Below are 21,800 nucleotides of genomic sequence, written 5' to 3' on the forward strand. Positions count from 1 at the left end.
TAGCCCCAAGCTGGCGCACCTGGCAATGAAACCTGCAGGATTTTACGAAGGAGCCCTCTGTAAAGATGTCGACACTCGCCTCGCTCGGCGGCGACCTGTCCCGGTTGCGCCACCTCAACTCCCTCGCGGTGATCAGGGCGTTGCGCGGCGCTGAGCCGCTGACACTGACCGCGGTCGCCGAACAGACCGGGCTGTCCAGGCCCTCCACGAAGGACGTCGTGGACCAGCTGGTGGCGCTCGGCTGGGTGGTGGAGGTGCCGCCGTCGGCGGGCGGCCTCGGCCGGCCCGCGCGCCGCTACCGCTTCCGTGCGGACGGCGGGCACGTCGCCGGGGTCGACATCGGGGTGCACACCGTCCGGGCGGCCGTCGCCGACCTCGACGGCAACGTCCTGGCCGAGACCCGCCAGACCGTCTCCCGCGACACCCCGGTCGACGACCGGCTGGCCGCCACCTTCCGTGCCGTCGCCGGCTGCCTGGCCGCGGCCGGGCTCGGCCAGGACGACCTGTGGAGCGTGTCGGCCGGCACCACGGGGGTGGTCGACCGGGAGGGCCGGGTGCAGATCTCCGCGGGGATCAGGGACTGGGCGGGCGTCGATCTCACCGCCCGGCTCGGGGAGCTGTTCTCCTGCACCGTCCACGTGGAGAACGACGCCCGGCTGGCCGCGCTCGCCGAACGGGAGCGCGGCGCCGCGCAGGGCGTCAACGACGCGGTCTTCCTGCACGCGGGCCGCCGCACCGGCGCCGCGCTGATCATCGGCGGCGCCGTCCACCGCGGTTTCGGCGGCGCCGCGGGCGAGGTCGGGCTGCTGCCGGTCACCCACTGGGCGACCGCCGCCGACTACCTGCACGACTGCCCCGTGGTGCCGGCCGACGTCCCCAAGGGCGACGCGGCCCGGCACACCTTCGACGCGGCCAGGGAGGGCCACCCGGTCGCGGTCGCCGCCGTCGAGCGCTACGCCGACGACCTGGCGCTGGGCACCTCGGCGATGGTGATGACCCTCGACCCCGAGCTGGTCGTCCTCGGCGGCGGCTTCTCCCGCGCCGCCGACGTCCTGCTGCCGCTGCTGCGCACCCGGCTGGAGGAGGTCTGCCTGCGGATGCCGGAACTGCGCGGCTCCGCCCTCGGCGAGGAGTGCGTGGCGCTGGGCGCGGTGGGCCGCGCGGTGGCACACCTCGACCAGGAGTTCTTCGGTACGGGCCCGGGCTCGATCGCCCCACCGCGGTGAGGCGGTGGCGCGGCTAGGCCGTGTTGTGGAAGTCCCGCCTGCCCCGCGACGCCTGGCACGCACGCTCGCTGCGTTGTCGGAGTCGTCCGAGTAGGCCCACTACGAGGACGACCCTCCGCCTTGCGATCGCACGCACCGGACGCCGCGGGACCCGCCCTGTGGGCGGACGGCGCTACTTCCAAACCACGGCCTAGGGGGCGCCGAGGAAGGCGCGCACCACGGCCAGGTACTCCGGCAGGCGCGTGTCGTGGACCATGTGGCCCGCTGCGATCGTGGTGAGGCGCGCGTCCGGGATACGCGCCGCCACCTGCGCCAGCTGGTCCTGGCGGAGGTGGCTCTCCGGTCCGCCCGCGATGACCAGGGTCGGCGCGGTGATCTCCGCGAGGCCCTCCCAGTGCCGGGCGGCCGGGGCGTTGCGCTGCCTGGCCACCGCGGCGACGACCCGCCAGTCGTAGCCGACGGGCTCGGGTCCCGGCCCCGCCGGGACCGGGCGGGGCGGGTCCGCGGGGAAGGGCAGCGGACCCTCCTCCAGCACCAGCCGGTCCACCAGGGCCGGGCGGTCCATCGCGACCAGTGACGCCACGACCGTGCCCAGCGAGTGCGCGACCACCGTGACCCGCCGGATGTCCAGGGCGTCCAGCAGGCCGAGGACGTCGTCCCGCATCGCCTCGAAGGCGTAGTCGCCCGGGCGGTCGCTGCCGCCGTGGCCGCGCAGGTCGGGCGCGATCGTGCGACGGCCGTCCGCGGCGAGCGCCGCGGCGACCTGCGACCACGAGCTGCGGTCCTCGCCGAGCGCGTGCAGGAGCAGCAGCGGCGGGCCGTCGGCGGGACCCGCCGTCCCGTAGACCAGCCGCACCCCGTTGACCTGGTGTTCGCCCACGTCGTTCATGACGGCGACACTAGTGCGGGCCCGGCTGCGCGGGCGCGGTTGTAGCGCTCGGCAGAACCGGGCGGTGTCACAGCCGCTGCGGGCCGTTCTGCTGCTGGGCGGCGACCCGGTCGTAGAGGATCTGCGCCTCGGCGCCGCGGCCGAGCTGCTCCAGGCACTGGGCCTCGTCGTTGCGGCTGGTGAGGGTGTCGGGATGGGAGGGTCCGAGGACCTGTTCGCGCGCGTCGGCCACCTCGTGGTAGACGGTCAGGGCACCCGACCAGCGGCCCAGCCAGCCGAGGCCGACGGCGATCTCCCGCTTGCTGACCAGCGTGTCGGGGTGCACGGGGCCGAGGACCCGCTCGCGCACCGCGGCCACGTCGCGGGCCTCGGCCAGTGCGCGCTCCCAGTGGCCGAGCCGCCCGAGGTTGACGCCCAGGGCGTGCCGGGCGCGCAGCGTCTCGGCGTCGGTGGAGCCCGCGGTCCTGGTCCGCGCCTCGACCAGGACCTCGTAGAGGGTCAGGGCCTCGGCGCTGCGGCCCAGTCGCCCCAGGCAGATGCCGATCTCGTAGTCCACCGCGAGCGTGTCGGGGTGGTCGGGGCCGAGGATGCGCGTCCTGGCCGCGGCCACCTCGCGGTAGACCTCCAGCGCCTCCGCCCAGCGGCGGGCGGTGCCGAGAAGGTGGCCGACCTCGAAGCGGGTGACCAGGGTCTGCGGGTGGTCCGCGCCGAGCACCCGGGTGCGGGCCTCCGCGACCTCCACGGCCATGGTGTGCGCCTGCGGGACGCGGCCCAGCCGGCCCAGATTGAAGGCCAGGTTGTGCTTGGACTGGAGGGTGTCCGGGTCGTCGGGGCCCGCGGCCCGCAGCCGGGCGGCGAGCACCTCGGCGTACTCCTGGTGCGCCTCCAGGTGCCGGCCGAGCAGGCCCAGCGCATAGGCGGCCTCGTGGCGGGCGGCCAGCGTGTCGGGGTGGTCGGGGCCGAGCACCCGGGCGCGGGTCTCGCCGACGTAGGAGTACAGCCGCAGCGCCTCCTCGGTGCGGCCCAGCCCGGTCAGGCAGTAGGCGGCCTCGTAGCGGCTGGCCAGGGTGTCGGGGTGCTCGGTGCCCTGCGCCTGGTCGCGGGCCGCGGCGACCGCGGTGTGCAGGTCGTAGGCCTGACGCCAGTTGCCGACGCGGGCCAGGTCGATGCCTTCCGCGTGCCGGTCGGCCAGCTCCGTGAGCACCCCGGGGCGCGGCTGCGCCTGCAGGGTGCGGGTGGACCAGGCGCCGGTCAACTCGTGGCGCGGGGCGTTCGCGGTGTGCCGGGGGCGGGTGGAGGCCGCGGGGGTGCCGGTGCTCAGCTGCCGCGCCCAGCCGGGCAGTTCCCCGGTGGCCGCTCCCTTGCCGCCTGCGCCGGGGTGCGCGCTCGCCGCGCCGGCGAGCATCGCCTTGAGCCGGCCGCCGACGTCCGCGGCGTTCTGCGGGCGGTCGTCCGGGGCCTTGGCCAGCAGGTCGAGGATGAGCCGCTCCAGGTCCTCGGGCAGCTCGGGGCGGGTCGCACGCGGCGGCTCCGGCACGTTGTCGCGGTGGCCGACCAGGATCGCCCAGGTGTCTCCGAGGTCGAACGGCGGTGCCCCGGTGGCGAGTTCGTAGAGCACGCAGCCCAGCGAGTACAGGTCGCTGCGGTGGTCGACCTCGCCGGACGCGCCGATCTGCTCGGGCGACATGTAGTGCGGGGTGCCCATCGCCACCCCGGTGCCGGTCAGCCGGGAGGTGAAGCCGATGTCGTGGCCCAGCCGGGCGATGCCGAAGTCGCAGATCTTCACGGCGCCGTCGCTGAGCCTGATGATGTTGGCCGGTTTCAGGTCACGGTGGACGATGCCCTGGGCGTGGGTGTACGCGAGGGCGGCGGCGACCTGCTCGGCGATGTCGAGGATGTCGGGCACCGGCAGCGGGTGCCGGCGGGCGTCGTCCAGCACCTGGAGCAGGTTGCGGCCGTCGAGCAGCTCCATGACCAGGTAGAGCACCCCGTCGTGCTCGCCGAAGTCGTGGACGACGGTGATGCCGCGGTGCTGGAGCGCGGCCGCGACCCGGGCCTCGCGGCGGAAGCGTTCCTGCAGGATGCGGGTGAATCCGGCGTCCCTGGCCTGCCCTGCGGGCTTGAGACACTTCACGGCGACCTTGCGGCCCAGCGACTCGTCCAGGGCGCGCCAGACCTCGCCCATCCCCCCGCGCCCGATCAGCTCGTGCAGCCGGTAGCGCCCCTGGATGAGGGTGCTGTGCTCCTCCGCTTCCGCGCCGCCCGGTCCGTGCCCTTCCCCGTGATGTCCCGCCGCCATCGCGTGCCGCCCCCGTGGTCATCGGTGCTTCCCCGCCCCCAGTATGGCCGCGCCGGGCGGCGCACGGCACCTCGCATCAGGGCATAACGCCTCCGCTGCTGTGCGCCTGCGGATGCGGCAGCCGGCGTACGGAAGGGCGGCTCTCCGGGCCGAGCCGGGCGACGGCGCCCAGGATGTGCCCGGGCGGCAGCTGCCAGCGCAGCCGGTCGGGTACGGCGCGCAGCAGCCGGCCCGCCGCCAGCAGCCGCCGGTCGGCGCGGGACCGTGCGGGCGCGGGCCATCCGTACAGCTCGTGCGCCCACGTCGGCAGCGCGGCCCTGGCGGTGCCCGCGACCGCGGACCACACCGCGAGGCGGACCGGCAGCAGCGGCCAGGGCACCGGCGGCGCCTTCAGGAAGTCGGTGACCTCGGCGGACTCGGGGGTCGCCGCCAGCTCGGGCCGTACGGCCTCGAAGTAGCGGACCAGCTGCTCCCTGCCGGCGGGGACGTCCGCCGGGTCGAGCCCGACCAGCCGGGCCGCCCGCCGCTGTTCGTCCACGTAGGCGTCGGCCTGCGCGTCGGTCAGCGGGTAGCCGGACCTGCGGGCGACCTGCAGGTACGAGTCGATCTCCGCGCAGTGCACCCACAGCAGCAGGTCGGGGTCGTCGACGCCGTAGCGCCGCCCGGTGCCGGGGTCGGTCGCGCCGAGCCTGCGGTGGATGCCGCGGATCCTGGCGCCGGCCTTCTCGGCCGCCGCCGTGGTGCCGTAGGTGGTCGCGCCGACGAAGGACGCGGTCCGCAGCAGCCGCCCCCAGGCGTCCCGCCGGAAGTCGGAGTTCTGCACGACGCCGCGCACCGCCCGCGGGTGCAGGGCCTGCAGGTACAGCGCCCTGATGCCGGCCACCCACATCACCGGGTCGGCGTGCAGCTGCCAGGTCACCGAGTCGGGTCCGAACAGTCCGGGGTCGGCGTCGCCCATCGCGGCCTCCTTCGTCGGCCCACGGTAACGGCGCGGGAGCGGCCGCGGTACGGCGAGCGGAACAGTGCGCGGGGCGGCGCTCGGGACCGGGCGTTTCCGGCGCCACGTGGTGCCCGCCGGGCGCCGGAAACGTAGGCTGGAGATCTCCAAGGGTCGTGCGGACGGAGTAGCTGATGAAGATGCTGATCAACGTCGCCGAGAACGTGGTCGCCGATGCGCTGCGCGGATTCGCCGCCGCCCATCCCGAGCTGACCGTCGATGTCGAGCGCCGGGTGATCGTGCGCCGCGGCGCCCCCTACGAGGGCAAGGTCGGACTCGTCTCCGGCGGCGGCTCGGGGCACGAGCCGCTGCACGGCGGATTCGTCGGCAAGGGCATGCTCGACGCGGCCTGCCCCGGCGAGGTCTTCACCTCGCCGGTGCCCGACCAGATGGTACGGGCCGCCGCCGCGGTCGACAGCGGCGCCGGGGTGCTCTTCATCGTGAAGAACTACACCGGTGACGTGCTGAACTTCCAGATGGCCGCGGAACTGGCCGAGGACGAGGGCGTGCAGGTCGTCAGCGTCCTGGTGGACGACGACGTCGCCGTGACCGACAGCCTCTACACCGCGGGACGGCGCGGCACCGGCGCGACGCTCTTCGTGGAGAAGATCGCCGGCGCCGCCGCGGAGGAGGGCGCGCCGCTGGACAAGGTCGCGGCGCTGGCCCGGCAGGTCAACTCCGCCTCCCGCACCTTCGGGGTGGCGCTCAGCGCGTGCAGCACCCCCGCCAAGGGCGGCCCCACCTTCGACCTGCCCGACGGCGAACTGGAGCTGGGCGTCGGCATCCACGGCGAGCCCGGCAGGGAGCGGCGGGCCATGATGACCTCGGGCGAGATCGCCGACGTCACCGTCGAGGCGGTGGTCTCCGACCTCAACCCGGACGGCCCGGTGCTGGTCCTGGTCAACGGCATGGGCGCGACCCCGCTGCTCGAACTGTACGGATTCAACGCCGAGGTGCAGCGGGCGCTCGCCGAGCGGCGCATCCCGGTCGCCCGCACCCTGGTCGGCAACTACGTGACGTCGCTGGACATGGCGGGCGCCTCGGTGACGATCTGCCAGGCCGACGAGGAGCTGCTGCGGCTGTACGACGCACCGGTCTCGACCCCCGGCCTGCGCTGGGGCTGCTGAAATCCGCCGCCGGCCGCCCAGCGGGCCTGCGGCGCACCGGAACCCTATGCGTACCACCGGCGAAAGGACCACACGAACCGCGATGAACGCAACCCCCGACCCCGAGGCGCCGGTCGACGCGGCCTTCCTGCGCCGCTGGCTGGAGAGCGCCACCGCCGCGGTGGAGCGCGAGGCGCCCCGGCTCACCGAGCTGGACTCCCCCATCGGCGACGCCGACCACGGTACGAACATGCGGCGCGGCTTCCTCGCCGCGCGCACCGCCGTCGAGCAGGAGCCGCCGCCGACCCCCGGCGGTGTGCTGGTGCTCATCGGCCGCACCCTGATCAGCACGGTGGGCGGCGCCTCGGGGCCGCTGTACGGCACGCTGCTGCGGCGCGCGGGCAAGGAACTCGGCGAGGAGCAGGCGGTGTCCGCGGCCCGGCTGCGCGACGCGCTGCGCGCCGGGGTCGACGGCGTGGCCACGCTGGGCGGCGCCGTGCCCGGCGACAAGACCATGCTGGACGCGCTGCTGCCCGCCGTGGACGCGCTGACCGGCGCGCTGGACGCGGGAGGCGGGGCGGCGGACGCCCTTGCCGCGGCGGCCGCGGCGGCCGACGAGGGTGCGGCGGCGACCGTCCCGATGCGGGCGCGCAAGGGCCGCGCGAGCTATCTGGGTGAGCGCAGCATCGGCCACCAGGACCCCGGAGCGACCTCGTCCGCGCTGCTGGTCACCGCACTGGCCGACACCGCCAGGGGGGACGGATGAGCGCCCCGCTGGTCGGTGTGGTGCTGGTCTCGCACAGCGCCGAGGTGGCCCGCGCGGTCGCCGACCTCGCGGCCGGGCTGACCGGGGGCGGCGGGGACGTGCCGGTCGCCCCGGCGGGCGGCGGCCCGGACGGCGGACTCGGCACCAGCTCCGACCTGATCGCGGCGGCGGCCCGGTCGGTGGACCGCGGAGCGGGGGTGGCGGTGCTGGCGGACCTGGGCAGCGCGGTGCTCACCGTCAAGGCGCTGCTCGCCGACGACGAACTGCCCTCAGGGGCGAAGCTGGTGGACGCGCCCTTCCTGGAGGGTGCCGTCGCCGCGGTGGTCACCGCCTCGACCGGCGCGGACCTGGACGCGGTGGCCGCCGCGGCGGCGGACGCGTACACCTACCGCAAGGCCTGACCCGCAGGTCCCCTCCCCTCGCCGGGGAGGGGACCTGCGGGCACGGCCGCTCAGCGCCCGTAGACCAGCAGGGTGCGCACCATGCGGCAGGTGGTGTCGGACGGCTCGTGGACGCCGATCCGCTCCGCCGTGTCGCGGATCCGCCGGTTGCCGGCCTGCGCCGGCTCGTACACGCCGGCGTCGAGCAGGGCTATGACCAGGCGCATGGTCTTCAGCCGCCGGTTGTGCGCGACATACCAGGCGCGCGGACGGCCGGCGGGCAGTGGCTTCCTGGGGAGTGGGGACTTCGGCGCGGACAGTACGGCAACGGCCATCGGCATCCTCCTGAGGCGTCGTCCGACCCTGACGAACACTGTCCATTTTACCGCCGGGCACTGACAAAGTCCGCTGGCCAGACGGCACTTGCCGAATACGTGTACGAGTACTTCCCTGGGTCTTTCCCGGTCCCTTCCCGGGGCCTCGCGCGCGGTCAGGGCGCCCGGTAGCCGCGGTCGGTGAGTCCGGGGGCCGGGGCGGGGGCGAACCAGGTCGGGTCGTCGCGCAGCGCCAGCTCGATACGGCCGCGCGCGATCGGGCCGAGCGGCGGCAGTTCGTCGAGTGCGAACCAGCCGACCTCAAGCGACTCGTCGTCGTTGACCCGCGCGTGGCCGCCGACCGCGCGGCAGCGCAGCACGATGTCGATGTACTGCGCCTTGTCGCCGTTGCCGTAGACCACGGGCTCGTTGGTGAAGACGCTCAGCACCCGTTCCACGACCGCCGCGACGCCGGTCTCCTCCTCGATCTCCCGCACCGCCGCCTCCGCGGGCTGCTCCCCGGGGTCGGGGATGCCGGCGATCAGCGCCCACCTGCCGGTGTCCGCCCGGCGGTTGAGCAGCACCCGGCCGCGGTCGTCGAACACCACCATCACCACGCCCGGCATGAACAGCAGCGTGTCGCCCGCCTTGGCGCGGATGTCCAGGATGAATTGCGGAGTCGCCATGCCCAGAGCCTACGAGATGCCGGGTGAACGCCACATCTGCACCAGGTTTCCCAAGGGCGACATCGTTGCCGCACAAGTGCCGCACAAGTGTCCACAGCGGCCCGATCAGCGGTTACGGTGGCCCGACAGACAGCGCCCACGCGGGGAACGCGGGTGCGGCGGAACCCCGCCGCTGCCGGGTGGCGTCAGGGGGTAACGGGGGCATGGACACGACGGCCGGCGGCACGCCGGGCGCCACACAGGCGGGCCGCAGCGACGGCCCGCCGCACGACCCTCCCGCCGCACGGCGGGACAGCGGCGGCACCGTCGACGCGGTCGGCGTCGTGGTGCTGGTCTGCTGCGCCGTCTGGGCACTGGTCGCCGCCGCCGGGCGCCCCGCCCGTCCCGAGGGCACACTGCTCGCCCTGCTCGCCGTCACCGCCGGATACGCGCTCGGCCGCATCCTCGGCGCCCTCCTGCCGGTGCTCGCACCGGCAGCAGCCGCAGCCGCCGTCCTGGCCCTCGTCCTCATCCCGCCCACCCGGCTGTCCGCCCACCCCGACGCCCCACCGCTCGGCTACCCCAACGCCGACGCCGCCCTGCTCGTCCTCGCCGTCGGCGCCGCCTGCTGCGCCGCCTGGTCCGCCAAGGGCAGAGCCAGACGGGCCGCACTGCGCTGCGTCGGCGCGGGCGCCGCCGTGGCCGCGCTCGCCCTCGGCTCCGCCGCCGGATTCGCCGCGGGCGTCGCGATCGTCCTGTGCTCACTGACCGCCGCACGCGTGCGGCGGCGCCTCCTGGGCCTCAGCGCCTTCGCGCTGGCCGCAGCGCTCGCCGTCGGCGGAAGCTGCGCCGTCGCCGTGGACGCACTGCCGTCCGGCCTGTCCGAATCCCTCACCGGCCAGCTCACCCAGCCCAGGGTCGAGCTGTGGCACCAGGCGGTCGACCTCGCCGAGCAGCACCCGCTGCGGGGCGTCGGCCCCGAGCGCTTCGCCGACGAGGCCGCGCCGGGCGGCGGCGGCCCCGACCTCGCGCCCAGCGCGTCGTCCCCGCAGTCCGCGCCGCTCCAGCTCGCCGCCGAGCAGGGCATCCCCGGGGTCGCCCTGCTGGCCGCCGCCTTCGCCTGGCTCCTCACCGCCCTGTGGCGCTCCCCCCGCCCCACCCCCGTCGTCCTCACCGCCGCCGCCACGCTCACGGGCCTGGCCATGCTCGCCACCGTCGACCACGTCCTGAGCTATGCCGTCGTGACCGCCGGTGCCGGTTTTCTGGCGGGCAGCTCCACGTCCCGCCCGCTGCCGTGACCCGCCCCCCGAGCGGCCCACCCCCTCCGGGGTAGCGCCTTCTCACCCCCCCGCACCCGGCGTGCGCCCGCTGCTCGCCCCATGCGGCGGGCTCGCACCATTCGGTGCCATGTGGTTGCGCGCGCAGTTCCCCGCGCCCCCAGGTGATTGCCACCTGCGGTGAGCCCGCACCTTCCGGTGCGTGGGTGATTGGGCGCGCAGTTCCCCGCGCCCCTAAAAACGCTCCCCCTCGCAGGCAGAGGCGCCGCCTGCCGGCGCCAGCCCTGCGCACAGAGGGCAACAACCAGGGGCGCGGGGAACTGCGCGACTAGCCACGACGCAGCCGCAGGCAAGCAACGCACCGCAAGGGGCAGTTGTTCAGGGGCGCGTGGGGGTACCCCCTCTGGGGGAGAACGGAGCGCCCCCACCCACCCACGGGCCGAAAGAAGGCAACGCCACAGCAAGTGGCAATCACCCAGGGGCGCGGGGAACTGCGCACGCAACCCACCGCCCAGGGAAAGGCGACCGCCCGCCGCAAGGGGCAGGGCCTCGGCGCGCACCCCCGGGAGGGGGTGGCTAGGAGCCGGCCAGGGTGCGGGCTCGGAGACGGAGCCATTCCCGAATGGCGACGACCGCCCCCTCGGGATCATCCACCGTCACTGTGAACCGATGCCCGGCCCCGAGGTCGATGACGATGCCTGGCCCGCGCCGCACGATGACCCCCGTGCCCTTCTCGGGCCGCCAGCGGTACCCCCAGCCGCCCCAGCTGCGCGGGCTGATGAGCGGCGCCAGCCTGGCACCGCTGACGTCGGCGAGCGGAATGCGCCGCCGCGGAAGCCCGATGTGCCCGCAGCGCACCTCGACGCACTCCCGGTCGACCTGGACCTTGACGTGCGTGAAGGCGAGCGTGCCGAAGATGATCAGCAGCCCGACCGCGAGGCACCCGACGACCGACATCACCAACGGTGCGATGTCGGCGGCGGCGGGCTGGTCGACGGCGAGCTCGATGCCCAGCGCGAGGCAGGCCGCACCCGCAGAGGCGAGGACCCACTGCATGCGGTTGCTGGCGCGGCCCGTCCACACCTGGGGCGCGACGGGCTCCGGTCGGGGAGCGTGCGTCATGCTCCGAAGCGTACTCACACCCCGCGCATCGGGCAGCCCTGCGGCGTCAGGCCGTGGCGGGTGTCACGGCGAGCGCCGCGCCCTCGGGGTAGGCGGTGGCGACGGCCGGCAGCCCGGCGCTGCGGCCGTTGAGCAGCACTTCGAGACCGCCGGCGGCGGCGTCACCGATCGCGGCGGCCGGTTCGGCCACCTGACCGATCCTGCGCAGCGCCTGCACGGCCACGGCGTCGGCGGAGCCGTACATGCGCGCTCCGGGCACGGCCGCCGCGATGCGGTCGGTGACCAGCTCGTAGTGCGTGCAGCCGAGCACGACCGCGCGCACCCCCGCCGGGGTCAGTGCCGCAGCGGCAGCGATCGCGGCGGCCACCGCGGCGCCGTCGCCCGCCTGGACCGCGTCGGCGAGCCCGGGGCACGGCACCTCGGTGACCTCCGCACCGTTGCCGAACTCGGCGATCAGCCCGCGCTGGTAGGCGCTGCCCGTGGTGGCGGGCGTCGCCCAGATGGCGACCGCGCCGCCGCCTGCCGCTGCGGGCTTGATGGCGGGGACGGTGCCGATGACCGGCAGCGCTGGCTCGAGCGTGGCGCGTACCGCCGCCAGGGCGTGCACGGATGCGGTGTTGCAGGCGACGATCAGCGCGTCGGGGCGGCGTTCGGCCGCCGCCAGTGCGCACTGCAGGGCGCGGTCGCTGACGTCCTGCGCGGTTCTGGGACCCCAGGGCATGCCCGCGGGGTCGCAGGAGAGCACGAGGTCGGCGTCCGGCCGCATCCGCCGTACGGCCGCGGCGGCGGCCAGCAGCCCGATACCGGAGTCCACGAGTGCGATCTTCACGCCCTCACCCTATGCGGCGCGGCGACCGCGCCGCCGCGCGGCACCCGGAGTGCGGCAGACTGCCGCGGGTGACGGTGATGACAGTGATCGCAGGGCTGTCCCTGCTGGTGTGGGTGTGGCTGCTGCTGGGGCAGGGCTTCTTCTGGCGCACGGACGTACGGCTGCCGCGGCACACCGCCGAGCCGTCCGTGTGGCCCGCGGTCGCCGTCGTGGTGCCCGCGCGCGACGAGGCCGAGGTGCTCGGGCTGAGCCTGCCCTCGCTGCTGGCGCAGCACTATCCCGGCCGGGCAGAGGTCTTCCTGGTCGACGACGGCAGCACCGACGGCACCGGGGACACCGCCCGCGCCCTGGCCGCGGAGCACGGCGGGCTGCCGCTGACCGTCTCCTCGCCCGGCGAGCCGCCGCCGGGGTGGACCGGCAAGCTGTGGGCCGTACGCCACGGGGTCGCGCTGGCGCGCGAGCGCACCGGGGCGCAGTACCTGCTGCTGACCGACGCGGACATCGCGCACCGTCCGGACAGCCTGCGCGCGCTGGTCACCGCGGCGGAGGGCGCGGACCTCGACATGGTGTCGCAGATGGCCAGGCTGCGGGTCGAGACCGGCTGGGAGCGGCTGATCGTCCCGGCGTTCGTGTACTTCTTCGCGCAGCTCTACCCCTTCCGCTGGATCAACCGCCCGCGACCGCGGACCGCGGCGGCGGCCGGCGGCTGCGTCCTGATCCGCGCGAGCGCCGTGGACGCGGCGGGGGTTCCCGACAGCATCAGGCAGTCGGTCATCGACGACGTGGCCCTCGCGGGGGCGGTACGACGTTCCGGCGGCCGGATCTGGCTCGGCCTCGCCGACCGGGTCGACAGCGTCCGCCCCTACCCGAACCTCGGCGAGCTCTGGCGGATGGTCTCCCGCAGCGCCTACGCCCAGCTCCGGCACAACCCGGCCCTGCTGGCCGGCACGGTCCTCGGCCTCGCGCTGATCTACCTCGTCCCGCCGGTCGCGGCGGTCGGCGGCGCCATTGCCGGGGCGTGGCCCCTGTGCGCCCTGGGGGCGGCCGCGTGGGCGGTCATGACCGCCACGTATCTCCCCATGCTGCGCTACTACGGCCAACGGCGGTGGCTCGCCCCCACGCTCCCGTACACCGCCGCGCTGTACCTCCTCATGACCCTCGACTCCGCCGTCCAGCACTACCGCGGCCGCGGCGCCGCCTGGAAGGGCCGCACCTACTCCCGCCCCAACCCAACTCCCTAACCCCCCTTGCGGTGAGCTTGTCGCGCAGTCCCCCGCGCCCTGAGGGCGCCCTCTCCCCGCAGGGTGAGCGTTTTCAGGGGCGCGGGGAACTGCGCGACAAGCCACGACGCGCCGGAGGCTGCGAGCCCACTGCACGTGGCACCCACCCAGGGGCGCGGGGAACTGCGCGCCCAGCCCGAACGGGCGGAAGGAAGCAACGCACCGCAAGGGGCAATCACCTGCGCACCCCCGCCCGGGGGAAGGCGACCGACCACCGCAAGGGGCAGGCACCCCGCCCCGCGGGGGTGGAGGAGCGCGGACCCCTGAGGGTCAGGACGTGGCTGGGGTCCAGGCCAGACCCCAGCCGTACGCGTAGTCGACGGTGCGCTGCGGACTGACCCCCTCCCGCACCGCGAGGTACCTGGCCTCGCGCCGCACGCGCAGTGCGTCGTCCCCTTCCCGGGTGAGCAGAAGCAGGGCGCAGGCGGTGGAGTCGCAACCGTCGGGCGGTTCGAGCCCGAAGTCCTGTGCGTGCCCGTGCTCGGGCCGCACGGTGACGGTGCCGCGGACGTCCGCGAAGGTGCGGCCCGGGCCGCGCAGGGCGAGGAAGACGAGGATGCGCCGGAAGCGTTCGGCGTGGTCGAGGTTGACGGCGAGCCGGTCGCCGTCGAGCCGGACGTACGGCGGCAGCCGCAGCGCACCGGCGGCGCCGCCGAGCGGCTGCACGACCCCGGTGCGGCCGTCGGCGAGTTCGAAGAGCGCGCACAGGTCGACGCCGGTGCCGCCGTGGTCCTCGGCGGCTTCGAAGGCGATCCGCAGCAGGCCGGGCCCGGCACAGGTGCCGGCGGCCGGCAGCACCACCCGCGGGGGCGGCGGCGCGTGGCGCGGCTTGGCGGGCAGGAGGGGCGCGGCGAGGGCGACGGCCCGCAGCCGCCACCTCTCGCCCGCGGCGTCGCGGTAGCACTCGCCGACGACGAGCATCCGCCCGCCGGTGACTCCGCCGCAGTCCAGGCGTACGGCTTCCTGGTGCGCCCCCGCGGGCAGCGCGTGCAGCCGCAGTCCGGGGATGCGGCCGAGCGGCCCGCCCTCGGCGCGTATGACCACGAGCACCGTGGTGATCGCTCTTTCGAGTGACGCGAGGCCGATGACGAGGGTGTCGACGACCGTGCCGTCCTCCGCGGTGCTGCGCGCGTGGGTGACGGCGCCGGACGCGTGTTCCGGCACGTCCGCGTCGACGAGGTCGCCTGCGCCGCGGGGCGCACCGCCTGCGAGCAGCAGTGCGCACATGTCGGCCCTGGGTATGCCGGGACCGGTGCCCCGCCCGAACTCCAACCGGACTTCGGCGGTCGGCAACCGGACACTCTCCCCTCTGCGCAGCAGCATGACACCCCCTCCGCCGGTGCGTTCCTGATCCCCGGTAACCCCCAGGACGCACGCCTTTTACCTGATCACACCATGACGTGCTGACCGGTTTCCGGGGATTCGCTCATATTGGGGACTTGGCGCCACTCCCCGCCCGTCAAACAACCCTCTAATCGGTCTCCCCAACGACCACATCGTGGGCTTAACTTATGGCTCATGACCACCCCCCGCGGTTCGTACGGTGGCGGCTACAGCAGCTACCACCCCACGTCCTCGTCCTTCCCGGACACCCCGATCTACGACAGCCTCGTGGCCGAGCGCGGCACACCGCAGATCGCCCCGATCCGCGTACCGTCGCCGTACTCCGGCTATGACACGGGACTGGCCAACGGCTACGGCGGCGGGAGCAACCTGCCCGCGCTGCCGGCCCTTCCCGCGCTGCCGTCCGGCCCGTCCTCGCCGTCGTACCAGCAGCCGCAGCCCGCTGCTCCCGGCGGCTACCCGGGCGGCGGCTACCAGCAGCCGCCCGCGCCGTACATCCCGCAGCAGGCGCCGCCGCGCGGCTATGCGGGCAACGGCTACCCGAACCCCGGCATGAACGGCTACCAGGGGATGCCGCAGCAGCCCTCGCCGAGCGGTTACGAGGCCGCCCGGCCGGTGCCGCCGCGGCCGGTTCCGCCGCGCCAGGCGCCCGGCGGGCACCCCGAGGAGCAGTACCCGAGGCGCAACCTCGGCCAGGGCGGCGGGGGCTACTACCAGGGCTGATCCGTCACGGCGGGCTGGCAGGATGGTGGGGTGACCACACCACGCCTCAGCGCGCTGCACATCTACCCGGTCAAGTCGCTGCGTGCTGTCCGCATGCAGGAGGCGGTCGTGGAGCCGTGGGGGCTCGCGGGGGACCGCCGCTGGATGCTGGTCGGGGCCGGCACCGACACCGCGCTGACACAGCGGGAACACCCGCGTCTGACGCTGCTCGCCGCACTGCCCGTGGGGGGTGGCGGCCTGCGGCTGACCGCGCCCGGGCAGCCGCCGCTGACCGTCGTGCCGCCCGCCGCGGGGCCGCTGCGTACGGTGCGGCTCTTCTCCCGCACCCTCGACGTGCTGCCGGCCGGGGCCGAGGCGGACGCCTGGTTCTCGGCCTTCCTGGGCGTGCCGGTGCGGCTGGTGCACCTGGACGACCCGGCGGTACGGCGGCCGATCGACCCGGACTACGCGCTGCCGGGCGAGACGGTGAGCCTCGCCGACGGCTTCCCGCTGCTGGTCACCACGACCGGCTCGCTCGAAGCGCTCAACGAGCTGATCGCGGCGGGCGACCGGGCCGGGGAGGGGCCGCTGCCGATGGACCGCTTCCGGCCGAACGCGGTGATCGACGGCACCGCCCCCTGGGCGGAGGACGGCTGGCGGCGGGTGCGAATCGGCCAAGTCGCCTTCCGGGTGCCCAAGCCCTGCGCGCGGTGCGTGGTCACCACCACCGACCAGGACACCGGCGCCCGCGGCAAGGAGCCGCTGCGCACCCTGGGGCGGCACCGCAGGGTCGGTTCCGGGTTGCTCTTCGGCCAGAATCTGATACCCGAGCATCCCGGAACCCTGCGGGTCGGCGATCCGTTGACCACACTGGAGTAACGCGTCGATGCGTCATGCCCGCGGCCCCAGCGGGATGCGAGACCACACGCATGAGTCGCGCCGTTTGCGGTAGTTGAACGGGTGAAGGGGGTGGTCGGCCATGGCTCGTCCCAAGAGGCTCACCAAGCGCGGGTGGCGGTGGCGGCGCAATCCGCTGCGGCGCCGGTCCGACATCGTCGAGGCGTGGCTCGGCGTGGTGACCGCGCTCGTGCTCTGCACCGTCCCGCTGATCGGCTTGTGGGCGGGCCAGTCGGTGGACCGCGCCCTGCAGAGGGTGGCGCGTACGCAGCGCACCGAGCGGACCCTGGTGCCGGCGACCGTCGTGGAGTCCCCCGCGTCCGCCGGCGCCGCCGAGGCGCCGGGTGCGTCGAAGGCGGCGGCGGCCCTGGCGGCTGCGGGCACCGACGCGGACCCGCGGCGCAGCGACACGCTGCACTGGATCGCACCGGACCGCTCGGCGCACACCGCGAAGGTGCCGATGGGCCTTGAGGTCTGGCACGGCGACCAGTTGCTGCTGTGGACCGACAAGAGCGGCGTGCTCGTACCGCCGCCGCTGGACCGGGCGACGGCGTCGACTCATGCGGTGCTGGCCGGTGTGGCCACCGGTTCCGCGGCGGCCGGAGTGGTGCTGATGTCCCGGCAGTTGCTGGTGTGGCGGCTGATGCGGCGCAGAATGGACTCCTGGGAGCGCGAGTGGGCCAGGGTCGGGCAGGACTGGGGGCGGGCCGGCGCGGGGGGCTGAGACCCGGCACGGCCCTGCGGGGCCGCCGGCGGTGTCCGCCTGACGGGTTGTCGTCAACGACGGGCCGCCGCTCGCGCTACGGTTGACCCCCCGGTCGGCCGACGCAAGGTGGGGAAGAGCAGCCCGATGGCACATGGCGTGGTGCAGGTCACGAACCCGAGCAGTTCGCGGTGGCGCCGCCGCACAGGTGAGTACGACACGCTCGCGGCCGCCCTCGATGCGGCCGGCGACGGCGACGTGCTGACGGTGTCCCCCGGCACCTACCGGGAGAACCTGGTGATCGACCACGCGGTCACCCTGCGCTGCGCGGACGGCGCCGGCACGGTCCGCATCGCCCCGCAGTCCGGGGTGGCGCTGACGGTACGGGCGGCGGCCGGTGTGCACGACGTGCTGGTCGAGGGCCAGGACAGCACGGCGGCGGCCCTGCTGGTGGAGGACTGCGCCCCCGAGCTGACCGGGCTGCGGATCAGCACCCGTTCGGCGGTCGGCCTCGAAGTGCGCGACGGCGCCCGCCCCACGGTGCGGCGCTGCACGGTCGACAACCCCGCCGGGATCGGCATCAGCGTGCTGGACGCGGCCGGCGGCCTGTTCGAGGACTGCGAGGTCGTCTCGGCAGGGCAGAGCGGGGTCGCGGTACGCGGCGGCGGCAGCCCCCGGCTGGAGCGCTGCCGTATCCACCACGCGTCGGGCTCCGGTGTGTCCGTGACCGGTGAGCACAGCTCCGTCGAGGCGCTGGGCTGCGAGATCTACGAGATCCACGGCACGGGGCTGCACCTGTCGCAGCGGGCGTCCGGGCACCTGACCGACTGCCGGCTGCACAGGACCACGGGGGACGGCGTCTCGCTGGACTCCGACGCGGTGCTGGCGATGTCCGACTGCGACATCCACGACATCCCCGAGAACGCCGTCGACCTGCGCGCCCGCTCGGTGCTGACGCTGACCCGCAGCACGGTGCGCCGCTTCGGCCGCAACGGCCTGTCGGTGTGGGACCCGGGGACCCGGGCGGACGCCAACCAGTGCGAGGTCCACGACAGCACGGGCGACTACCCGGCCGTGTGGGTCAGCGACGGCGCCGTCGCCATACTGGACGCCTGCCGGGTGCACGACGTGCCGGACGCGCTGTTCGTGCTGGACCGCGGCTCGCGCGCCGACGTCGTGGACAGCGACTTCTCGCAGATCCGCAACACCGCGGTGTCGGTGAGCGACGGGGCCAACGTCCAGCTGGACGACTGCCGGATCAGGGAGGCCGCCACCGGCGCCTGGTTCCGCGACCACGGCAGCGGCGGCACCCTCGCGCAGGTCACCGTCGACGACACCGCGACCGGTGTGATCGTCACCAAGGGCGCCGACCCGACCCTCGACCGCTGCACGGTCACCAACGCCACCGAGTCGGGCGTGTACGTCTCGGCCGAGGGCCGCGGCACCTTCACCGGCTGCCGGGTCACCGGCAGCAAGGGCTACGGCTTCCACATCATCGACGGCTGCCGGTCCACGCTGACCCGCTGCCGCACCGAGCGCTGCGCACGCGGCGGCTACGAGTTCGCCGAGCCGGGTCCGATCACCGAGGACTGCACCAGCGACCGCGCCGCCGCCCCCGAGCCGGACCCGGTCCCGGTGGCCGCGGCGGTCGACCGGCAGCCGGCGGCCCAGTCGTACGGCCTGCTCGGCGGGGTGCCGCAGCAGCGCCCCGCACAGAGCGCACCGGCGGTGCCTGCGGCGCGGGAGAGCACCGAGGTGCTGGGCGAACTGGACGCGCTGGTCGGCCTGGACAGCGTCAAGCGCGAGGTGCGCACCCTGATCGACATGATCGCCGTGGGGCGCCGCCGCCAGGAGGCCGGGCTCAAGGCGCCCTCGCCGCGCCGCCACCTGGTCTTCACCGGCTCCCCCGGCACCGGCAAGACGACCGTGGCGCGGCTCTACGGCGAGATCCTGGCGTCGCTGGACGTGCTGGAGCGCGGCCACCTGATCGAGGTGGCCAGGGTCGACCTGGTCGGCGAGCACATCGGCTCGACGGCGATCCGCACCCAGGAGGCCTTCGAGCGGGCGCGCGGCGGGGTGCTCTTCATCGACGAGGCCTACGCGCTCGCGCCGGAGGACGCCGGACGGGACTTCGGCCGGGAGGCCATCGACACCCTGGTGAAGCTGATGGAGGACCACCGGGACGCGGTGGTGGTGATCGTGGCCGGGTACACAGCGGAGATGGAGCGCTTCCTGGCCTCCAACCCCGGTGTGGCGTCCCGTTTCTCACGGACCATCACCTTCGGCGACTACACCTCGCAGGAGCTGCTGAGCATCGTGGAGTCGCAGGCCGCGGAGCACGAGTACCGGCTCGGCGACGACGCGGGCGAGGCGCTGCTGAAGTACTTCGCCGCGCTGCCCAAGGGTCCCGCCTTCGGCAACGGCAGGGCCGCGCGGCAGACCTTCGAGGCGATGGTGGAGCGGCACGCCATGCGGATCGCGCACGTGGCCGAGCCGACGCACGACGAACTGCAGCTGCTCTACCCGGAGGACCTGCCGGAGATCCCCTGAGCGGGCAGCGCCTTGCCGCCCGCGGGCAGCAGCCTGGCCAGCAGCGCGGCCCGCTCACGGGCGAAGGCCGGGTCGGCCTGGAAGTCGGAGTGGCCGCGTACGGGCTCGGGCAGCGGGTGGCTCACGCTGCGGCCGTAGGCCGCGGGGTCGAGCAGCGGGCCGCGGTCCACGCCGCCCTCGCCTGCGGTGCCGCGGATGCCGACCGGGCCGCCGATCGGATCGGTGCGCCGCCACAGGTTGCGCCAGGCGTGCATGTCGTGGTGCAGGCCGTCCAGCGGCTGCTGCCCGAAGTAGGCGGGGAACCAGCGGCCGTACAGCCGGGTCAGCGGGCAGCCGTAGGTGAGCAGGGCGACCCGGCCGCGGGTGGCGGGGTCGAGCTGCCAGACCGCGGCGGCGGACAGCACACTGCCCTGCGAGTGGCCGGACAGGATGATCCGCCCGCCGGTCCGCGCGGTCCACGACTCCATCCGCCAGCTGAGGTCGGGCACCGCGCGCTCGGCATAGCAGGGCGGCGCGAAGGGGTGGGCCGCGCGCGGCCAGAACGTGCCGACGTCCCACAGGATGCCGACCGTGCGCCGGGCCGCCGGGTCGCGGTAGGCGCGGCGGCCGAGCGCCACCAGCGCGACGACGCCCGCGCCGACCAGCCACGAGCCCAGCGCCTGCGCGGCCCTGGCCGCCGCCGACACCGCGGCTGGCGCGTCGGCCGCCCGGTCCCCCGGCGTGCCGCCGCCGGTCAGGGCGCCGGTGACCGCGGCCGCCCCGAGCACGAAGGCCGCCGCGCACACCACGGCGACGAGCAGCGGTGCGCTGTCGGTCAGCCGGGCACGCGCCACGGCCGCGGCGATCTGCCGGGTGCGGGCGGGGCGGTGCTGCTCATCGGGATAGGCCGCTTCGACCTCCCCGCACAGCGCACGCTCCCGCCCGTGCAGCCGCCAGGCCACGGCGGCGCCGGCCACCGCGAGCAGCGCGAGCACCAGCGGGATCACCGAGGCCTCCCACGTGAGTACGGCGGGCGGCCCGGCCAGCGGACTGCCCGCCTCCCCCGGGGTGCGCCCCCGGTCCAGCCAGTCCGCGGCGCGCTGCGCCCCCCCGCCGGTGAGCACCCCGCCCAGCCCGCACGCGAGCAGGCCGACGGCCGGCCCCGCGAGCCCGCTCAGCGCCACGGGACGCGGCGGCTCCCCCGGGTCCCCTTGCCCGGCTCCGGTGTCCGTGTCCGCCTGCGCCGGTACGGACTCCGGTGGGGGTGAGCGGTACAGGAGGGCGGCCAGCAGGGCCAGGGCCGCGATCAGGGCGCCCTGGAGGACCGTCAGGACGATGAAGGCCTGGGCGGTGGGGAGGCGGCCCGTCGCGGTCCAGGCGGGGCGGTGCCAGGCCGCGTAGCAGGCAGCGGCGGCCAGCGCCGCGGCGGACGCGGCGAGCAGGGCGCGGCTGGAGCGGTGGTCGGTGGCGTCGTCCAGGCCCGCCTCGCTGCGTGCGGCGCGGCAGGTGACGGCGACCGCGGCGAGGGCGAGGCAGCAGATCAGCCCCGCCAGTGCCCAGCCGAGGGCACGCAGCGGTACGGAGGCGCCGCCGTGGTCGTGGCGAAGCGCGGGCACGGTGACCGCGGCGGCCACGGTCAGGAGGCCCGCCGCGGTGTGGGCGGCGCGCAGCCGGGCGACGGAGCGGCGGCCGTACCAGAAGCCCGGCAGGGCCAGCGACGGTGTGCCGGGGCCGGCGGCGGCCCCGGGTGCGGGGCGCTGGGACTCGTACGCGGACCAGGTCCGGTGCGAGAGCCACCACAGCAGCGCGGTCAGCGCGGCGGGCACCAGCGCGGCCAGTGCGAGCCTGCGGCCCGGTTCGCTCCACCAGCCGCCGCTCCCGGCCGCCGCGAAGCCGAGCCAGGAGCTGCCGCGTACGCACCGGGGGCTGCCCGCGCACTGCCAGCCGACGAGGTCGAGCGCCACCTCGCAGGCGGCGGCGACCAGCAGCACCGTCAGGGTGAGGGCGAGCAGCCGCACGGCGGCCCCATAGCCGCGGGAGAGGGTGCGCCGGTGCGAGGGCGGCCGCATCCAGTGCGCGAGGTTGGCGACCATGAAGGGGAGCAGCAGCAGCCACAGCGCCCTGCTGCCGTTGCCCGAGGTGAGGTTGGACCAGCAGTAGGCCTCGGGCACGGGGGCTTCGCGGTGCTGCTCGGGGTGCTCCTCGGCGTCGGCGTCGCAGGCGCGGCGGTGGACGCCTGCCGTGTCGTCGCCGGCCAGGCACACAGTGCGCGGGTCGTCGAGCATGCGTTCAGGCGTGGTGCCGCCGACGCCGTGCACCAGGAGTTCCAGGGCCAGTGGCGGCCGCGGGGCCGCTTCTGCGTCCGTCCCGACCGTCACGTGTGCCTCCCGCGTCCCGTCCTCCCCGGGTCACTGCCCGTACCGGCCGCGGGTCAGCCCTCGGCGGCGCCGTACGTGCCGCAATCGTGATGCGCGG

The 21,800-nt window shown here is 75.2% G+C and carries 19 protein-coding genes; 10 read left to right on the forward strand and 9 right to left on the reverse strand.

The features are described 5' to 3' along the window. Positions 1-65 precede the first annotated feature (65 nt). Positions 66-1,226, forward strand: a complete 1,161-nt coding sequence (locus tag JT723_RS25930) for an ROK family transcriptional regulator (RefSeq protein WP_205047204.1) — start codon at positions 66-68, stop codon at positions 1,224-1,226. 190 nt (positions 1,227-1,416) lie between these two features. Here the strand turns inward: JT723_RS25930 and JT723_RS25935 are convergent, their stop codons facing one another. The 3 genes from JT723_RS25935 to JT723_RS25945 form a co-directional block, all read right to left on the reverse strand. Further along, complete coding sequence (locus JT723_RS25935) at positions 1,417-2,115, reverse strand: alpha/beta fold hydrolase (protein ID WP_205047205.1); 699 nt, start codon at positions 2,113-2,115, stop codon at positions 1,417-1,419. Between the two features lie 67 nt (positions 2,116-2,182). Next, complete coding sequence (locus JT723_RS25940; RefSeq protein WP_205047206.1) at positions 2,183-4,414, reverse strand: serine/threonine-protein kinase; 2,232 nt, start codon at positions 4,412-4,414, stop codon at positions 2,183-2,185. A 76-nt stretch (positions 4,415-4,490) separates the two neighbouring features. Continuing rightward, positions 4,491-5,372, reverse strand: a complete 882-nt coding sequence (locus JT723_RS25945; protein WP_205047207.1) for an oxygenase MpaB family protein — start codon at positions 5,370-5,372, stop codon at positions 4,491-4,493. 173 nt (positions 5,373-5,545) lie between these two features. Here JT723_RS25945 and dhaK point away from each other — a divergent pair, with 173 nt between their 5' ends. From dhaK to JT723_RS25960, 3 genes are all read left to right on the forward strand, one after another. Further along, complete coding sequence (gene dhaK, locus JT723_RS25950; RefSeq protein WP_205047208.1) at positions 5,546-6,538, forward strand: dihydroxyacetone kinase subunit DhaK; 993 nt, start codon at positions 5,546-5,548, stop codon at positions 6,536-6,538. An 82-nt stretch (positions 6,539-6,620) separates the two neighbouring features. Beyond that, complete coding sequence (gene dhaL, locus JT723_RS25955) at positions 6,621-7,283, forward strand: dihydroxyacetone kinase subunit DhaL (protein ID WP_205047209.1); 663 nt, start codon at positions 6,621-6,623, stop codon at positions 7,281-7,283. Continuing rightward, entirely contained in the window at positions 7,280-7,684 is a 405-nt protein-coding gene (locus tag JT723_RS25960) for a PTS-dependent dihydroxyacetone kinase phosphotransferase subunit DhaM (protein WP_205047210.1), read from the forward strand. The genes dhaL and JT723_RS25960 overlap by 4 nt, the downstream gene beginning before the upstream one ends. Before the next feature lie 50 nt (positions 7,685-7,734). On the opposite strand, the gene JT723_RS25965 is transcribed toward JT723_RS25960, so the two are convergent. Together JT723_RS25965 and JT723_RS25970 are read right to left on the reverse strand one after the other, a co-directional pair. Continuing rightward, positions 7,735-7,998 carry a hypothetical protein gene (locus JT723_RS25965; protein WP_205047211.1) on the reverse strand — a complete coding sequence of 88 codons (264 nt, stop codon included), beginning with the start codon at positions 7,996-7,998 and terminating at the stop codon, positions 7,735-7,737. A gap of 155 nt (positions 7,999-8,153) precedes the next feature. Next, positions 8,154-8,663, reverse strand: a complete 510-nt coding sequence (locus JT723_RS25970) for an NUDIX hydrolase (protein ID WP_205047212.1) — start codon at positions 8,661-8,663, stop codon at positions 8,154-8,156. 203 nt (positions 8,664-8,866) lie between these two features. Between JT723_RS25970 and JT723_RS25975 the strand changes: the two genes are divergently transcribed. Next, a complete protein-coding gene (locus JT723_RS25975) occupies positions 8,867-9,940 on the forward strand; it encodes an O-antigen ligase family protein (protein WP_205047213.1) in 1,074 nt (357 codons plus the stop codon). A 555-nt stretch (positions 9,941-10,495) separates the two neighbouring features. Here JT723_RS25975 and JT723_RS25980 read toward each other — a convergent pair. Beyond that, positions 10,496-11,041 carry a hypothetical protein gene (locus tag JT723_RS25980; RefSeq protein WP_205047214.1) on the reverse strand — a complete coding sequence of 182 codons (546 nt, stop codon included), beginning with the start codon at positions 11,039-11,041 and terminating at the stop codon, positions 10,496-10,498. Between the two features lie 46 nt (positions 11,042-11,087). Continuing rightward, the gene (locus JT723_RS25985; RefSeq protein WP_205047215.1) at positions 11,088-11,870 is read right to left on the reverse strand and encodes a glutamate racemase; all 783 of its coding nucleotides are present in this window, start codon (positions 11,868-11,870) and stop codon (positions 11,088-11,090) included. A gap of 77 nt (positions 11,871-11,947) precedes the next feature. On the opposite strand from JT723_RS25985, the gene JT723_RS25990 reads away from it, so the two are divergent. Then, a complete protein-coding gene (locus JT723_RS25990; protein ID WP_205047284.1) occupies positions 11,948-13,111 on the forward strand; it encodes a glycosyltransferase in 1,164 nt (387 codons plus the stop codon). Between the two features lie 309 nt (positions 13,112-13,420). Here the strand turns inward: JT723_RS25990 and JT723_RS25995 are convergent, their stop codons facing one another. Then, positions 13,421-14,443, reverse strand: a complete 1,023-nt coding sequence (locus JT723_RS25995; RefSeq protein ID WP_205047216.1) for a Tellurium resistance — start codon at positions 14,441-14,443, stop codon at positions 13,421-13,423. Positions 14,444-14,668: 225 nt separating this feature from the next. On the opposite strand from JT723_RS25995, the gene JT723_RS26000 reads away from it, so the two are divergent. The 4 genes from JT723_RS26000 (at position 14,669) to JT723_RS26015 (ending at position 19,346) form a co-directional block, all read left to right on the forward strand. Further along, positions 14,669-15,217 (forward strand): DUF6643 family protein, encoded by a 549-nt coding sequence (locus tag JT723_RS26000; RefSeq protein WP_205047217.1) that lies wholly within the window; start codon positions 14,669-14,671, stop codon positions 15,215-15,217. 30 nt (positions 15,218-15,247) lie between these two features. Continuing rightward, the gene (locus tag JT723_RS26005) at positions 15,248-16,075 is read left to right on the forward strand and encodes an MOSC domain-containing protein (RefSeq protein ID WP_205047218.1); all 828 of its coding nucleotides are present in this window, start codon (positions 15,248-15,250) and stop codon (positions 16,073-16,075) included. 100 nt (positions 16,076-16,175) lie between these two features. Next, positions 16,176-16,817 carry an Rv1733c family protein gene (locus tag JT723_RS26010; RefSeq protein WP_205047219.1) on the forward strand — a complete coding sequence of 214 codons (642 nt, stop codon included), beginning with the start codon at positions 16,176-16,178 and terminating at the stop codon, positions 16,815-16,817. Between the two features lie 126 nt (positions 16,818-16,943). Further along, positions 16,944-19,346: a right-handed parallel beta-helix repeat-containing protein gene (locus JT723_RS26015; RefSeq protein WP_205047220.1), complete on the forward strand. Its 2,403-nt coding sequence runs from the start codon at positions 16,944-16,946 to the stop codon at positions 19,344-19,346. Here JT723_RS26015 and JT723_RS26020 read toward each other — a convergent pair. Further along, entirely contained in the window at positions 19,316-21,703 is a 2,388-nt protein-coding gene (locus JT723_RS26020) for a hypothetical protein (RefSeq protein ID WP_205047221.1), read from the reverse strand. The two genes, JT723_RS26015 and JT723_RS26020, sit on opposite strands and share 31 nt — an antisense overlap. Positions 21,704-21,800: the final 97 nt, after the last annotated feature.

The organism is Actinacidiphila bryophytorum (assembly GCF_016916835.1).
Taxonomy (GTDB): Bacteria; Actinomycetota; Actinomycetes; order Streptomycetales; family Streptomycetaceae; genus Actinacidiphila; species Actinacidiphila bryophytorum.

Bases quoted from the DNA above. Each gene is read 5' to 3' on its own strand.
- JT723_RS25930 (WP_205047204.1), top strand. From the start codon at position 66: ATGTCGACACTCGCCTCGCTCGGCGGCGACCTGTCCCGGTTGCGCCAC.
- JT723_RS25935 (WP_205047205.1), bottom strand. From the start codon at position 2,115: ATGAACGACGTGGGCGAACACCAGGTCAACGGGGTGCGGCTGGTCTAC.
- JT723_RS26015 (WP_205047220.1), top strand. From the start codon at position 16,944: ATGGCACATGGCGTGGTGCAGGTCACGAACCCGAGCAGTTCGCGGTGG.
- dhaL (WP_205047209.1), top strand. From the start codon at position 6,621: ATGAACGCAACCCCCGACCCCGAGGCGCCGGTCGACGCGGCCTTCCTG.
- JT723_RS25965 (WP_205047211.1), bottom strand. From the start codon at position 7,998: ATGGCCGTTGCCGTACTGTCCGCGCCGAAGTCCCCACTCCCCAGGAAG.
- JT723_RS25990 (WP_205047284.1), top strand. From the start codon at position 11,948: ATGACAGTGATCGCAGGGCTGTCCCTGCTGGTGTGGGTGTGGCTGCTG.
- JT723_RS26000 (WP_205047217.1), top strand. From the start codon at position 14,669: ATGACCACCCCCCGCGGTTCGTACGGTGGCGGCTACAGCAGCTACCAC.
- JT723_RS25970 (WP_205047212.1), bottom strand. From the start codon at position 8,663: ATGGCGACTCCGCAATTCATCCTGGACATCCGCGCCAAGGCGGGCGAC.
- JT723_RS25980 (WP_205047214.1), bottom strand. From the start codon at position 11,041: ATGACGCACGCTCCCCGACCGGAGCCCGTCGCGCCCCAGGTGTGGACG.
- dhaK (WP_205047208.1), top strand. From the start codon at position 5,546: ATGAAGATGCTGATCAACGTCGCCGAGAACGTGGTCGCCGATGCGCTG.
- JT723_RS26010 (WP_205047219.1), top strand. From the start codon at position 16,176: ATGGCTCGTCCCAAGAGGCTCACCAAGCGCGGGTGGCGGTGGCGGCGC.
- JT723_RS25940 (WP_205047206.1), bottom strand. From the start codon at position 4,414: ATGGCGGCGGGACATCACGGGGAAGGGCACGGACCGGGCGGCGCGGAA.
- JT723_RS25960 (WP_205047210.1), top strand. From the start codon at position 7,280: ATGAGCGCCCCGCTGGTCGGTGTGGTGCTGGTCTCGCACAGCGCCGAG.
- JT723_RS25945 (WP_205047207.1), bottom strand. From the start codon at position 5,372: ATGGGCGACGCCGACCCCGGACTGTTCGGACCCGACTCGGTGACCTGG.
- JT723_RS25975 (WP_205047213.1), top strand. From the start codon at position 8,867: ATGGACACGACGGCCGGCGGCACGCCGGGCGCCACACAGGCGGGCCGC.